Origin of the sequence: Pseudomonas fragi (assembly GCF_025426255.1) — a bacterium.
GTDB classification, from domain to species: domain Bacteria; phylum Pseudomonadota; class Gammaproteobacteria; order Pseudomonadales; family Pseudomonadaceae; genus Aquipseudomonas; species Aquipseudomonas kulmbachensis.
Map to the genome: position 1 here is coordinate 73,064 of NZ_CP104861.1, position 13,077 is coordinate 86,140.

Below are 13,077 nucleotides of genomic sequence, written 5' to 3' on the forward strand. Positions count from 1 at the left end.
CCCGGCTGCGACAGATCAGTCCTGTGCTGCGCTAAATGTGATCGAATGATCGCCACTCGCGTCAGATCATGACTTTGCGTCCTGCCTCAAGGGAGTCTCACCATGAAACGTTTTGCTCTAGCTGTTGTTTGCTGCGCCATGGCTACTTCGGCCTTGGCTGCCCCCAAGCCGTGTGAAGAACTGAAGGCTGAAATCGAAGCCAAGATCCAGGCCAACAATGTGTCGTCCTACACGCTGGAAATCGTGACTACCGAAGACGTCCATGACGAGAATATGGTGGTTGGGTCGTGCGAATACGGCAGCAAAAAAATCATTTATCAGAACAACGATCGTCAGGCCTCACGGTAAGCAGTTAACCAGCCGCTCCTCGGCCACCACCTTGCCCGCTGCGTTGTACAGTCGGGCGTAGGCGTTGAAACCCAGCGAGCGTGTTTGCAACCGGTAATGCTGGCCGGGCTCGAAGTTATCGTAATTGACGGTGACATAGCACAGCCGTTCCTGCGGATCGCTGAACATGCCCATGCCGCCGACAAATACCTCGAAATCGAAACGCACCATCAATTCATGGCTGCCTGGGGTGACTTGAAAGTAGCGTCCGTCGCTCATGCGCTGATTGTCCAGGCGCTCTGCCATCACCAGCTTGCCGGTTTGTGTTTCAAGGTCGACCCAGGCCATCTTCGGGTCCGGCGCGGGCAATGGCGTGCTGACGCAAGCGCTCAGCAGGCAGGCTGTCAGCAATAGCAAAAACGTGCGCATGGTGATTTCCACAAGGGTGTGAAGCACAAGCATAGCGCTGATCCATTGGCCTATCGCGTGTCGCCTTCGGTTAATCTTGCGCCACTCGCCTATCGAGATCGCTTTATGACGTTGCGTATTCGCTGCCTGCTCGCCATTGCCCTGATACCGCTGCTCAATGGCTGTTCCAGTGCTGCGTACTACGCTCAATTGGCCGATGGCCAATGGCAATTATTAAAAGCCCGCCAGCCGGTGGCCAAGGTGATTGCCGACCCGCAGCAGCCGCCTGTCCTGCGCCAGCATCTGGCTAATGCCCAGGCTGCCCGCACCTTTGCCAGCCAGCATTTGTACCTGCCGGACAATCAGAGCTATCGCCTGTATGCCGACCTCAAACGGCCCTATGTGGTGTGGAATGTATTTGCCACCCCAGAGTTTTCCCTCAACCCCGTGACCCATTGCTTTCCGATTGCCGGGTGCGTGGCCTACCGAGGTTTTTACAGCCAGGGTGCGGCGCGCGGCGAAGCGGCCCTGCAACATCAGCAGGGCAATGACGTGCTTATCAGTGGGGTCGAGGCTTACTCGACGTTGGGCTGGTTTGATGACCCTATCCTCAACAGCATGCTCACCTGGGGCGATGAGCGCCTGGCCACCCTGATTTTTCACGAACTGGCGCACCAGCGCGTCTATGTGAAGGATGACAGTGAGTTCAATGAGTCTTTTGCCAGCTTCGTTGATCAGGAAGGTACCCGCCAATGGCGCGCCCACCAAGGGCTGCCGCCCTCAAGCCGCGATAGCTTGAAGCAGCGCGAGCAGTTTGTCGGGTTAGTACTCAACACCCGTCAGCGCCTGCAAGACCTCTACGCGCAGCCTGTGCCTGACGCTGAAATGCGTCAGCGCAAAGCTGCAGAGTTTGAGCGAATGCGCCGCGAGTACCGTCAGTTACGCCATAAGGAATGGGCTGGGAATAATCGGTTTGATGCGTGGGTCAATGCGCCGATGAATAACGCAAAGCTGCTGCCGTTTGGCCTGTACGACCAATGGGTGCCGGCTTTCGCTGCGCTGTTTGAACACCTTGATCGCGATTGGCCAAGGTTTTATCGCGAGGTTGAACAACTCGGCAAACTGCCCCGACAACAGCGCAAGGCTGCTTTGGAGCAGTGGGCGCGAGCCAACAGTCAGCTGGACTTGAACCAGCCCTTTACCGCGCAGGAGGCAAACGCGCTGGTACTGCAGGCGCCGCTGCTCAAGGCTTCACGCAATTTGGGAATATCGGCTTTCGTCATGTAGCTGACGCCATCCTTGAAGTGTGAGGTCTGGCCAAAGCCGCCCTGAGTCATTTCCTTGAGTGCGTCTTCCTTGCTCCAGTCCTGCACCACCACGCGGTACATCGCTGCCATCAAGCCAGTGCGGTCCACGCCGTGTTTGCAGTGCATCAACACCGGGCCCTGGGCTTGTGCGGTTTGAATGGCGCGCAATGCGGCCAGCACATCGGCGTCATCCACATGATTGGTCCGGTAAGGCAGCTGGACTTGGGTGACACCGGGGGTCTTGAGCCAGGCGTCATCGGCCTCGGGCAAGAAGTTGATCACGGTGGCGATCTGCAGTTTTTCCAGCAACGGCTGTGCAGCGCTGTCGGGCAAGGCGCTGCGGTACAGGGTCGGTGACATTTGATACAGGTTGTATTGCGCAGCAACGGGTTGTGCCCACTGCGCTGGCCGCGCCTGGGTTGTTTCGTCGGCCTGAGCCTGAGGCAACGCAAAGGCTGCCAGTAATGTCAGGCACAGAGCAGGGAAAAACCGGGTTTTCGGCATGTCAGTTCGACCACTTCTACAGGGATTATCAGGAGGTGGCGGCAGATTGAGTCAAACCGGATCAAAACCCTGTGAGCTGTTTGTAAAAATTCTGTTATAGCGCTGATGGCAGCTGCGGCAAAATCACGCATGAAACGATTCATCCAGGCGCTTGGCCTGTTAGTATTTGTAACCAAATTTTGCCTGCGTGTTGTTTTCCTTAGGTCGACGTCGACCCGTATCGCTGCCAAAACGAAAAGCCGCCCATGAGCGGCTGTAATCCGTGACTGCCTGATGAGGTGCCCCGCATGTCTGAGCAAGACAATCCCCGGCGTGAGTTTTTGCGCAAAACCCTGACCCTGATTCCAGTGGTCACCGTCGCCAGCACCGGCCTTGGTGGTTCCGTGCTGATGGCCACGCCTGCGGCCGCAGCACCTGAGCCTGCACAGCGACCTTCGAGCCCTGGCAAAGCCTACGAGCCGACTTGGTTCACCGCTGAAGAGTGGGTGTTTGTAAACGCCGCTGTCGCGCGTCTGATCCCGGCAGACGAGCAAGGCCCCGGCGCTCTGGAAGCTGGTGTCCCGGAATATATCGACCGCCAGATGAACACGCCCTATGCCAGCGGCGCGCTGTGGTTTATGCAAGGGCCGTTCAATGCCGACGCGCCACCTGAAATGGGCTGGCAGAGCAAATTGGTGCCAAAGCAGATCTATCGTCTGGGCATCGCTGCCACGGAGGAACTGTGCAAAAAGGTCTATAACTCAACATTTGCTGGGCTAGACAGCGCTACCCGAGACGAAGTGCTCAAACAATTGGAAGCGGGCACCCCTAAATTCGAGAGCGTTCCAGCCAAAATGTTTTTCAGCTTTTTGCTGCAAAACACCAAGGAAGGCTTCTTTTGCGACCCGATTCACGGTGGCAACAAGGGCATGGTCGGCTGGACCATGATCGGCTTCCCCGGCGCGCGCGCTGATTTTATGGATTGGGTTGAACGCAACGAGCAGTACCCCTTCCCGGCAGTTTCCATCCGCGGCGAGAGGGCTTGAGCATGTCGACCGTTATGAAGAAAGTTGATGCAGTTATCGTCGGTTTTGGCTGGACCGGCGCGATCATGGCCAAAGAGCTGACCGAAGCTGGCCTGAATGTTGTGGCCCTTGAACGCGGCCCAATGCAGGACACCTACCCGGACGGTAACTATCCACAGGTGATCGACGAACTGACCTACAGCGTGCGTAAAAAGTTGTTTCAGGACGTCTCCAAAGAAACCGTCACTATCCGCCATAGCATCAAGGATGTGGCCCTGCCGAACCGCCAACTGGGTGTGTTTTTGCCTGGCAACGGTGTGGGCGGCGCGGGTTTGCACTGGTCGGGCGTGCACTTTCGGGTCGACCCGACAGAGCTGCGCATGCGCAGCCATTACGAAGAACGCTACGGCAAAAACTTTATCCCTGAGGGCATGACCATCCAGGACTTTGGCGTCAGCTATGAAGAGCTGGAGCCGTTCTTTGACTACGCCGAAAAAGTCTTCGGTACCTCGGGCCAGGCCTGGACCGTCAACGGCCAACTGGTCGGTCAAGGCAAGGGCGGCAACCCTTATGCGCCGGATCGCTCCGATAACTTCCCGCTGGTATCGCAGAAGAACACCTACTCCGCACAGTTGTTTCAGAAAGCGGCCAATGAGGTGGGTTACAAACCTTACAACCTGCCATCGGCCAACACCTCGGGACCTTACACCAACCCCTATGGTGCGCAGATGGGGCCGTGTAATTTCTGCGGTTTTTGCAGCGGCTATGTCTGCTACATGTATTCCAAGGCATCACCCAACGTAAACATTCTCCCAGCGCTCAAGCCGCTGCCCAACTTTGAGCTGCGCCCTGACGCTCATGTGATTCGGGTCAATCTGGACAGCAGCAAAAGCAAGGCCACCGGCGTGACCTACATCGACGCACTGGGCCGCGAGATCGAGCAACCGGCCGACCTGGTGATTCTGGGCGCGTTCCAGCTGCATAACGTGCGCTTGATGCTGCTGTCGGGGATTGGCAAGCCTTACGACCCAGTCACCAACGAAGGTGTGGTGGGCCGCAACTTCGCTTATCAGAACATGGGCACCATCAAGGCCTACTTCGATAAAGACGTGCACACCAACAACTTTATCGGCGCGGGCGGCAATGGCGTGGCGATTGATGATTTCAACGCGGACAACTTCGACCACGGGCCTCACGGCTTTGTCGGTGGTTCGCCGATGTGGGTCAACCAGGCGGGCAGCCGACCGATTGCCGGCACCTCGAACCCGCCGGGCACTCCGGCCTGGGGCAGTGCCTGGAAGCGTGCAACCGCCGATTACTACACCCATCAGGTGTCGATGGACTCCCACGGTGCGCATCAATCCTACCGTTGCAACTACCTCGACCTGGACCCGGTCTATCGCGATGCCTACGGTCAGCCGTTGCTGCGTATGACGTTCGACTGGCAAGAAAACGACATCAAAATGAATCGTTTCATGATGGAAAAAATGGGCAAGATCGCCGACGCGATGAACCCCAAGGCCATTGCACGAATCGGCAAGCAAGTGGGTGATCACTTCAACACGGCCTCCTACCAGACCACCCACCTCAACGGTGGCGCGATCATGGGGACGAACCCGAAAACCAGCGCTCTGAATCGTTACCTGCAGAGCTGGGACGTACACAACGTGTTTGTGCCGGGTGCATCGGCCTTCCCGCAAGGCTTGGGATACAACCCGACCGGCCTGGTTGCTGCGTTGACCTATTGGTCGGCCCGGGCGATCCGCGAGCAGTACCTGAAAAACCCCGGCCCACTGGTTCAGGCATAAGGAGCGATGACCATGAAAGCATTTGTTATTGCGACCCTGGCCCTGTTCAGCAGTTTCTCGGCGGTGGCCGCTGACAGCGACCCACAGGCACTGGTCAAGCAAGGTGAATACCTGGCTCGCGCCGGTGACTGTGTGGCCTGCCACACGGCCAAGGACGGCAAGCCGTTTGCCGGTGGCCTGGCGATGGAAACCCCGATCGGTACGATCTATTCGACCAATATCACGCCGGGTAAAAGCGGCATTGGCAGCTACAGCTTTGAAGATTTCGACAAAGCCGTACGCCACGGCGTAGCGCAAAACGGCAGCACCTTGTATCCGGCCATGCCGTATCCATCGTATGCGCGGGTCAACCAGGACGACATGCAGGCGTTGTATGCCTATTTCATGAAGGGCGTTAAACCCGTCGAGCAAGCCAATCAGGAAGCCGATATTCCGTGGCCGCTGAGCATGCGCTGGCCGCTGGCAATCTGGCGCTGGCTGTTTGCCCCAGCGGTTGCAGACTTCAAGCCGCAAGCCGGGCAAGACGCGGTGCTCAGCCGTGGCGCCTATCTGGTGGAAGGTCTCGGTCACTGCGGCGCGTGTCACACACCACGGGCACTGACCATGCAGGAAAAAGCCCTGAGCGCCAGCGACAGCCCGGCGTTCCTGTCAGGCAGCGCACCGCTGGAAGGCTGGATCGCGAAGAACCTGCGTGGCGACCACAAGGACGGCCTGGGTAGCTGGAACGAAGAGCAGTTGGTGCAGTTCCTCAAGACCGGACGCAGCGATCGCAGTGCGGTGTTTGGCGGCATGAGTGATGTGATCGTACACAGCATGCAGTACATGTCCGAGGCAGACCTGACCGCTATCGCTCGCTACTTGAAGTCGTTACCTGCGGTTGACCCTGCGGATGCCCCGCATCAGTACGACTCGACGGTGGCTGATGCCCTATGGAATGGTGATGACAGCAAGCGCGGCGCGGCGGTGTATATCGACAACTGCGCGGCCTGCCATCGGACTGATGGTCACGGCTATACCCGCGTGTTCCCGGCATTGGCGGGTAACCCGGTGTTGCAGTCAAACGACCCGACGTCGCTGATACATATCGTGCTTAAAGGTGGGACGTTGCCAGCGACACATACGGCGCCGTCGACCTTCACCATGCCTGCTTTCGACTGGCGTTTGTCGGATCAGGAAGTGGCCGATGTGGTCAATTTCATCCGTACCAGTTGGGGCAATAAGGCGGCTGAAGTGAAGGCCAGTGATGTGAAGGTGTTGCGCGAGTAATACGAAGCTGCAGCCGCTGACGAGGTACGAGGCTGCGATAAGGTCCGCAGGACCCTCAAAATGTCGGGGCCGCTGCGCTGCCCATCGTAGCCTGCTGCAGCGGCTACAGGGTTAAAACTCCTACGGCTGAGTTGCATCCCCGACCAACCACTTCTGCGACAACGCCTCTAGCCGGCCATCGGCCTTGATCCGTTGCAGCGCCTTGTCCAGGCTGGCCTGGAACGCTGGGTTGCCCTTCTGGAAGGGTATCGCCAGCGTCACTTCCTCATCCGTGACCGGCGGCTTTTGAGCCACGGTCACCAATGGCTGATGTTCGACAAACTGGCTGCCTTGAGCTACGCCTAGAAGCTGACCCTGAAGTGTTGCAAGGGTATTGGCCGGGTGCGGTGTTTCCTTGCGGGCGATCTTCTGTGCTTGGGTGTGGCTGTAAGGTTCGCTGAAGTCGAAACGATCCTGGAGTTCGGGAGTCAAAGCGATGTGGTTGATGGCGACATCGTATTTACCGCTCTCAACACCCGGCAGCAGGTCAGCGCTGTCGGTAACAAGAATGGAGGGATGCACTTCCAGTTCCTGTGCCAACAGTTCGCCCAGTTCGACGTCGAAGCCGGTCAGGCGCCCGTCCTGCTTGAAGCTGAACGGCGGCATGTCGCCCTCGAGGGCAATGCGCAGTTCGCCGCGGTCGTTCACGTCATCGATCAGTTCAGCTTGAGCAAAAGGGCTCGCCAATGGCAGTAAAAGCATCAGGCCTGGCAGAAAACGCATGGTCACTCCTTTGAAATTGTTGCAAGCGATTCGCAACTGGCGTTCGCTTTGCTTTATGTTGGTCAATTGCGGCGTTGGACAACAGATTGACTCAAAGTTGTCTTGCATCGAAGAATTTTGCAAAAAAACCGGAGAAAAAAATGAAAGCTCTACTGTCTCGTGTTGCGTTGGCTTCTGTATTGATGGGCGCTTCGGTCATGGCTTCAGCGGCTGGCCTGGAATCGGAACCGGCTCCAAAAGGCGGCAAAGTGTTCATCGTCGAACCTAAAGACGGTGCAACGGTTGATCAAACCTTCACGGTCAAGTTCGGTATCGAAGGCATGCCTTTGGCGCCTATTACCGAGGCCACCCCTCACGCAGGCCACCACCACCTGCTGATCGATGTCGACCAGTTGCCTGCCGAGAACGCACCCATCCCGGCCGATGCCAACCATATCCACTTCGGCAAGGCCCAGACTGAAACCCAGGTAACTCTGCCACCAGGCAAGCACACCTTGCAGTTGGTGCTGGGCAACCAGGTTCACGTGCCGTTCAAGCCAAGCATTGTGTCCAAGAAAATCACAGTTGATGTGAAATAAGCGTTTTCGACGCATAAAAAAGGGAGACCCTAGGGTCTCCCTTTTTATTGCAGCGCGTTTAGAACAGCACGCGGCAACGGATAGTGCCTTTGATGGTCTGCAACTTCTCTTGCGCCAGGTCCGAAGACTCGGCGTCGACGTCGATCACTACATAGCCAACTTTTTCGTTGGTTTGCAGGAACTGGCCGGAGATGTTGATCCCGTTTTCGGCGAAGACCTTGTTGATCTCGCTCATCACACCCGGGATGTTTTCGTGGATGTGCAGCAGACGGTGCTTGCCAGGGTGAGCCGGCAGGGCCACTTCCGGGAAGTTCACCGACGATACCGAGGTACCGTTGTCGCTGTACTTGACCAGTTTTTCTGCCACTTCCAGACCGATGTTGGCTTGCGCTTCAGCGGTGGAGCCGCCGATGTGCGGGGTCAGGATTACGTTATCCAGGCCGCGCAGCGGGCTTTCGAACACGTCGTCGTTGGAGCGCGGCTCAACCGGGAACACGTCGATGGCGGCGCCGATCAGGTGCTTGTCCTTGATCGCGTCAGCCAGGGCGTCCAGCTCAACTACGGTGCCACGAGCGGCGTTGATCAGAATCCCGCCCTTTTTGATGGCGCGGATTTCTTTCTCACCGATCATCCACTGAGTGGCGGCGGTTTCAGGCACGTGCAGCGTCACGATGTCGGACATGCCCAACAGTTCGTGCAGGTTGCCGACCTGAGTCGCGTTGCCCAATGGCAGTTTGGTCACGGTGTCGTAGAAGAACACTTGCATGCCCAGGCCTTCAGCCAGGACCGACAGCTGAGTACCGATCGAACCGTAACCGACGATGCCCAGCTTCTTGCCCCGGATTTCGAAGGAGTTGGCAGCGCTTTTGATCCAGCCACCACGGTGGCAGGAAGCGTTTTTCTCAGGGATGCCACGCAACAACAGGATCGCTTCAGCCAGTACCAACTCGGCCACCGAACGGGTGTTGGAGTAAGGAGCGTTGAAAACAGCGATACCGCGTTCGCGAGCAGCGTTGAGGTCGACCTGGTTGGTGCCGATGCAGAAACAACCAACAGCAACCAATTTCTTGGCGCAGTCGAACACTTCTTCGGTCAGCTGGGTACGAGAACGGATGCCGATAAAGTGGGCATCAGCGATCTTTTCCTTCAGCTGGGCTTCAGGCAAGGAACTGGTGATGTACTCAATGCTGGTATACCCGGCAGATTTGAGTACTTCAACAGCGGATTGGTGGACGCCTTCCAAAAGAAGGAACTTGATCTTGCTCTTATCGAGAGAAGTCTTGCTCATCTGCGTAAACCTGTGTCCCAGAGAAAAAATGGCAGGGAATGGACAGCGAGAGCTGACCTGGCCGGCGTGAAGACCGGCACCGAGAATCGTCCTACGGCTCGATTCTACGGGGGGGTCGTATGCTAGCATAAGAGCCCCGCTAAACACCCATTCCTGCGACGTGAAGCGTTCTCAGGATGACCATGAATTGTTCGAGAGTTCTGTTGATGACCCATCCTGCCTTGATTGATGAGCTAAAGACCCTGGTAGAGCCTGGCAAGGTCCTGACCGACGCCGACTCCCTTAATGCTTACGGCAAGGATTGGACCAAGCATTTCGCCCCGGCCCCGCTGGCTATTGTGTTCCCCAAAACCACCGAACAAGTGCAGGCCATCGTGCTGTGGGCCAACGCCCACAACGTTGCGCTGGTGCCATCGGGTGGGCGAACCGGTTTGTCCGCCGCCGCCGTGGCCGCCAATGGCGAAGTGGTGGTGTCGTTCGATTACATGAATCAAGTGCTGGACATCAACCTGACCGACCGCACCGTGGTCTGCCAGCCGGGTGTGGTCACCGAGCACCTGCAAAACCTGGCCGAAGAAAACGGCCTGTACTACCCGGTGGATTTCGCCTCTGCAGGTTCCAGCCAGATTGGCGGCAATATCGGCACCAATGCCGGCGGGATCAAGGTGATTCGCTACGGCATGACCCGCAACTGGGTGGCGGGCATGAAAGTCGTGACCGGCAAGGGCGATGTGCTGGAACTGAACAAGGACCTGATCAAAAACGCCACCGGCTACGACATGCGTCAGCTGTTTATCGGCGCTGAGGGCACCCTGGGTTTTGTGGTGGAAGCCACCATGCGTCTGGACCGTGCACCTAAAAACCTGACCGCGATGGTGTTAGGTACGGCCGATTTCGACTCGATCATGCCGGTGCTGCACGCGTTCCAAAGCAAGCTGGATCTGACGGCGTTTGAGTTCTTCTCCGACAAGGCGCTGGCCCAAGTGATGGGTCGTGGTGATGTGCCTTCGCCGTTTGAGACCGACTGCCCGTTCTATGCGCTGCTGGAATTCGAAGCGACCACCGAAGAAGTGGCCACCGCGGCCCTGGAAACTTTCGAACACTGCATGGAACAGGGCTGGGTGCTCGATGGCGTGATGAGCCAGAGCGAAACCCAGCTGCAAAACCTGTGGAAACTGCGCGAGTACATCTCCGAGACCATTTCCCACTGGACGCCTTACAAAAACGACATTTCGGTCACTGTGTCGAAAGTCCCGGCATTTTTGAAAGAAATTGACGCGATTGTCGGCGAACACTACCCGGATTTCGAAATCGTCTGGTTCGGCCATATTGGTGACGGCAACCTGCACTTGAACATCCTCAAGCCGGAAAACCTGAGCAAGGACGAGTTCTTCGCCAAGTGCGCGACAGTGAACAAGTGGGTATTTGAAACCGTCGAGAAGTACAACGGTTCGATCTCTGCCGAGCATGGCGTGGGTATGACCAAGCGTGATTACCTGACCTACAGCCGTTCGCCGGTCGAGATCGAGTACATGAAAGCGCTCAAGGCAGTGTTCGACCCGAAAGGCATCATGAACCCCGGCAAGATTTTTGCGGTTTAACTAACAATACAAAACCCGTAGCAGCTGCCGGAGGCTGCGTTCGGCGGCGTAGCCGTAGTAAGTCCGTAGAACGTGGTCTACCTGTTAAATCACGTTCTGAGGTTTTACGTCGCTTCGCAATCGGACGCAGCCTTCGGCAGCTGCTACGGAGTCACTAGCCAACAGCGGAGTCGGTCCATGAGCTATCAGCACCAGTATGTCGACGGTACCCGGATTCACTTTCCTATCGGGAAAGTGGTGTGCATCGGCCGTAACTATGCCGAGCACGCCAAAGAGCTGGATAACCCGATCCCGACTGAACCTCTGCTTTTCATCAAGCCGGGCAGTTGTGTCGTGCCGCTGGAAGGCGGTTTTAACATTCCGACCGAGCGTGGCTCAGTCCACTACGAGGCAGAAATCTCGGTGCTGATCGGCAAGCCCCTGTCGAACAACCCGAGTGTGGAAGAAGTGCTGGACGCTATCTCCGGTTTTGCTCCCGGCCTGGACCTGACCCTGCGCGACAAACAGGCAGAGCTCAAGGGCAAGGGCTTGCCGTGGGAAATCGCCAAATCGTTCGACGGCGCCTGCGTACTCGCCCCTTTCGTACAGAGCAGCACGTTTGCTGACTTGGCCGATATTGGCATTCGCCTGACCATCAATGGCGAAGTGCGCCAAGACGGCAGCAGCGCCCTGATGCTCAATCCGATTGTACCGATGATCCAACACATGGCCGCGTGCTTCTCGCTGCAAGCCGGTGACGTGATCATGACCGGCACCCCGGTGGGTGTTGGCCCGCTGAATGTGGGTGATGAACTGGTGCTGGAGTTGACGGGTGTGAGCCGCTTCGAAAGCAGCGTGCGTTAATCAGAAACTGCAAGCAAGTCCCGTAGCAGCTGCCGAAGGGGCGAGGCTGCGTTCGGCGGCGAAGCCGTCGCAGAATCAGTAAACGCGATTATTCAGTTAAAACACGCGCCCTGATTTTACGATCGCTTCGCAATCGAACGCAGCCTCGTCCCTTCGGCAGCTGCTACGGATTTCGCACCATGACTTGAGCAAACGTCCCAGACGTATCCCGTCTAAAACGCTATTCTGTCGAGGATATTGTCCTTACAGAATGTGAATCGCTAAATGCCAGACTGGAACCACTACGTACAGCGCATCCTTGAGTTGATGAAGCGCTACCCAGGGCTGATCGCGGCGTTTGGTTTTTGCTCGGGTGTGAGCAGTTTTATTCTGGTGGACCGTCAGCAAGGTATGGCCCGCTGGATCGCCGTGATCCTGCTGGTGAGCTGGGTCTGGCTGATGCTGGAAAACAGTTTCACCCAGTTGTTCAGCCGGGTGTTCAAACGCGAAATCCCCCCTCCTTTGCTGCGCTATGCAACCCAGATGATCCACCAGGAAAGTCTGTTTTTCGTCCTGCCGTTTTTCTTCATCACCACTACCTGGAACAGCGGCCAGCTGGTCTTTACCGGGCTGCTCGGTGTGTGCGCGTTGATCACCATTACCGACCCGCTGTATTACAAATGGCTGGCCCCCCGGCGCTGGCTGTTTTTGGCGTTGCACACCCTGGCACTGTTCGCGGCGATGCTGACGGCGCTGCCGATTATCCTTAACCTGACCACCGCCCAGAGCTACAAGCTGGCGCTGGGCACCGCTGTGTTGCTTTCAATCCCCAGCCTGGCCGTGAGCTTGCCGCTGAAAACCTGGCGCGGCTGGCTGGTGCTACCGCTGATCGTCATGGTGCTGGGTGGCACCGGCTGGTTGCTGCGCTCCTGGGTACCCCCCGCCACGCTGTGGATGACTGAAGTCGCGGTCACCACCCAGCTGCAAGACCGTACGCCGGGCGAAAGTATCGAGGACATCAGCGTCAGCGAGCTGCGTACTCGTGGGCTCTACGCGTATACCTCGATCAATGCTCCGCGGGGTCTGAACGAGCGGATTTACCATGTGTGGCAACTCAACGGCCAGGAAGTCGACCGTATAGCCCTGGATATCCATGGCGGGCGCAAAGAGGGCTATCGCGCCTGGACTCACAAACAGAACTTCCCGCCCGATCCAGTGGGTCGTTGGCAAGTTCGGGTGCTGACTGAAGATGGGCAGATGATCGGCGTTTTGCGCTTCCGAGTTAATCCAGATCAATCTGTGCCTGCGCTAGCTCCGGCAAACTGAAACACTTTTGCAGGATTGTGCTATTACATAAGGTCTGCGTTTCAACGTACTGAGCTGGGAGCTTAAGACTATTACG

At 57.3% G+C, this 13,077-nt stretch carries 13 protein-coding genes; 9 read left to right on the top strand and 4 right to left on the bottom strand.

Going from position 1 to position 13,077, the window contains the following annotated elements; translation table 11 throughout:
- The first annotated feature begins 102 nt into the window (after nucleotides 1-102).
- Nucleotides 103-348 (top strand): DUF1161 domain-containing protein, encoded by a 246-nt coding sequence (locus N7D90_RS00355; protein WP_261740391.1) that lies wholly within the window; start codon nucleotides 103-105, stop codon nucleotides 346-348.
- Here the strand turns inward: N7D90_RS00355 and N7D90_RS00360 are convergent.
- The gene (locus tag N7D90_RS00360; protein WP_261742524.1) at nucleotides 340-756 is read right to left on the bottom strand and encodes a hypothetical protein; all 417 of its coding nucleotides are present in this window, start codon (nucleotides 754-756) and stop codon (nucleotides 340-342) included. The two genes, N7D90_RS00355 and N7D90_RS00360, sit on opposite strands and share 9 nt — an antisense overlap.
- Before the next feature lie 105 nt (nucleotides 757-861).
- On the opposite strand from N7D90_RS00360, the gene N7D90_RS00365 reads away from it, so the two are divergent.
- The gene (locus N7D90_RS00365; RefSeq protein WP_261740392.1) at nucleotides 862-2,022 is read left to right on the top strand and encodes an aminopeptidase; all 1,161 of its coding nucleotides are present in this window, start codon (nucleotides 862-864) and stop codon (nucleotides 2,020-2,022) included.
- Here N7D90_RS00365 and N7D90_RS00370 read toward each other — a convergent pair.
- Nucleotides 1,911-2,546, bottom strand: a complete 636-nt coding sequence (locus tag N7D90_RS00370) for a dual specificity protein phosphatase family protein (RefSeq protein ID WP_261740393.1) — start codon at nucleotides 2,544-2,546, stop codon at nucleotides 1,911-1,913. The genes N7D90_RS00365 and N7D90_RS00370 overlap by 112 nt on opposite strands.
- 287 nt (nucleotides 2,547-2,833) lie before the next feature.
- On the opposite strand from N7D90_RS00370, the gene N7D90_RS00375 reads away from it, so the two are divergent.
- From N7D90_RS00375 to N7D90_RS00385, 3 genes are read left to right on the top strand one after another with little or no spacing between them, the layout of a single operon-like run.
- On the top strand, nucleotides 2,834-3,571 hold the full coding sequence (locus N7D90_RS00375; RefSeq protein ID WP_261740394.1) for a gluconate 2-dehydrogenase subunit 3 family protein: 738 nt from the start codon (nucleotides 2,834-2,836) through the stop codon (nucleotides 3,569-3,571).
- A 2-nt stretch (nucleotides 3,572-3,573) separates the two neighbouring features.
- A complete protein-coding gene (locus N7D90_RS00380; RefSeq protein ID WP_261740395.1) occupies nucleotides 3,574-5,358 on the top strand; it encodes a GMC family oxidoreductase in 1,785 nt (594 codons plus the stop codon).
- A 6-nt stretch (nucleotides 5,359-5,364) separates the two neighbouring features.
- Nucleotides 5,365-6,624 carry a c-type cytochrome gene (locus N7D90_RS00385; protein WP_405046608.1) on the top strand — a complete coding sequence of 420 codons (1,260 nt, stop codon included), beginning with the start codon at nucleotides 5,365-5,367 and terminating at the stop codon, nucleotides 6,622-6,624.
- Nucleotides 6,625-6,744: 120 nt separating this feature from the next.
- Here N7D90_RS00385 and N7D90_RS00390 read toward each other — a convergent pair whose 3' ends face one another.
- Nucleotides 6,745-7,386 (bottom strand): transporter substrate-binding domain-containing protein, encoded by a 642-nt coding sequence (locus tag N7D90_RS00390; protein WP_261740397.1) that lies wholly within the window; start codon nucleotides 7,384-7,386, stop codon nucleotides 6,745-6,747.
- A 140-nt stretch (nucleotides 7,387-7,526) separates the two neighbouring features.
- On the opposite strand from N7D90_RS00390, the gene N7D90_RS00395 reads away from it, so the two are divergent.
- Nucleotides 7,527-7,964 (top strand): DUF4399 domain-containing protein, encoded by a 438-nt coding sequence (locus N7D90_RS00395; protein WP_261740398.1) that lies wholly within the window; start codon nucleotides 7,527-7,529, stop codon nucleotides 7,962-7,964.
- Between the two features lie 58 nt (nucleotides 7,965-8,022).
- Here the strand turns inward: N7D90_RS00395 and serA are convergent, their stop codons facing one another.
- Entirely contained in the window at nucleotides 8,023-9,252 is a 1,230-nt protein-coding gene (gene serA / locus N7D90_RS00400; protein ID WP_048361436.1) for a phosphoglycerate dehydrogenase, read from the bottom strand.
- A 206-nt stretch (nucleotides 9,253-9,458) separates the two neighbouring features.
- Between serA and N7D90_RS00405 the strand changes: the two genes are divergently transcribed.
- From N7D90_RS00405 to N7D90_RS00415, 3 genes are all read left to right on the top strand, one after another.
- Nucleotides 9,459-10,853, top strand: coding sequence for an FAD-binding oxidoreductase (locus tag N7D90_RS00405; protein WP_261740400.1), 1,395 nt, complete (start codon nucleotides 9,459-9,461; stop codon nucleotides 10,851-10,853).
- A gap of 177 nt (nucleotides 10,854-11,030) precedes the next feature.
- Entirely contained in the window at nucleotides 11,031-11,696 is a 666-nt protein-coding gene (locus N7D90_RS00410) for a fumarylacetoacetate hydrolase family protein (RefSeq protein ID WP_261740401.1), read from the top strand.
- Between the two features lie 264 nt (nucleotides 11,697-11,960).
- Entirely contained in the window at nucleotides 11,961-13,001 is a 1,041-nt protein-coding gene (locus N7D90_RS00415) for a DUF2914 domain-containing protein (protein WP_261740402.1), read from the top strand.
- Nucleotides 13,002-13,077: the final 76 nt, after the last annotated feature.

Excerpts from the sequence above, each read along its gene's own strand:
- N7D90_RS00355 (WP_261740391.1), top strand. The coding sequence starts at position 103 with ATGAAACGTTTTGCTCTAGCTGTTGTTTGCTGCGCCATGGCTACTTCG.
- N7D90_RS00360 (WP_261742524.1), bottom strand. The coding sequence starts at position 756 with ATGCGCACGTTTTTGCTATTGCTGACAGCCTGCCTGCTGAGCGCTTGC.
- N7D90_RS00365 (WP_261740392.1), top strand. The coding sequence starts at position 862 with ATGACGTTGCGTATTCGCTGCCTGCTCGCCATTGCCCTGATACCGCTG.
- N7D90_RS00370 (WP_261740393.1), bottom strand. The coding sequence starts at position 2,546 with ATGCCGAAAACCCGGTTTTTCCCTGCTCTGTGCCTGACATTACTGGCA.
- N7D90_RS00375 (WP_261740394.1), top strand. The coding sequence starts at position 2,834 with ATGTCTGAGCAAGACAATCCCCGGCGTGAGTTTTTGCGCAAAACCCTG.
- N7D90_RS00380 (WP_261740395.1), top strand. The coding sequence starts at position 3,574 with ATGTCGACCGTTATGAAGAAAGTTGATGCAGTTATCGTCGGTTTTGGC.
- N7D90_RS00385 (WP_405046608.1), top strand. The coding sequence starts at position 5,365 with ATGACCATGAAAGCATTTGTTATTGCGACCCTGGCCCTGTTCAGCAGT.
- N7D90_RS00390 (WP_261740397.1), bottom strand. The coding sequence starts at position 7,386 with ATGCGTTTTCTGCCAGGCCTGATGCTTTTACTGCCATTGGCGAGCCCT.
- N7D90_RS00395 (WP_261740398.1), top strand. The coding sequence starts at position 7,527 with ATGAAAGCTCTACTGTCTCGTGTTGCGTTGGCTTCTGTATTGATGGGC.
- serA (WP_048361436.1), bottom strand. The coding sequence starts at position 9,252 with ATGAGCAAGACTTCTCTCGATAAGAGCAAGATCAAGTTCCTTCTTTTG.
- N7D90_RS00405 (WP_261740400.1), top strand. The coding sequence starts at position 9,459 with ATGACCCATCCTGCCTTGATTGATGAGCTAAAGACCCTGGTAGAGCCT.
- N7D90_RS00410 (WP_261740401.1), top strand. The coding sequence starts at position 11,031 with ATGAGCTATCAGCACCAGTATGTCGACGGTACCCGGATTCACTTTCCT.
- N7D90_RS00415 (WP_261740402.1), top strand. The coding sequence starts at position 11,961 with ATGCCAGACTGGAACCACTACGTACAGCGCATCCTTGAGTTGATGAAG.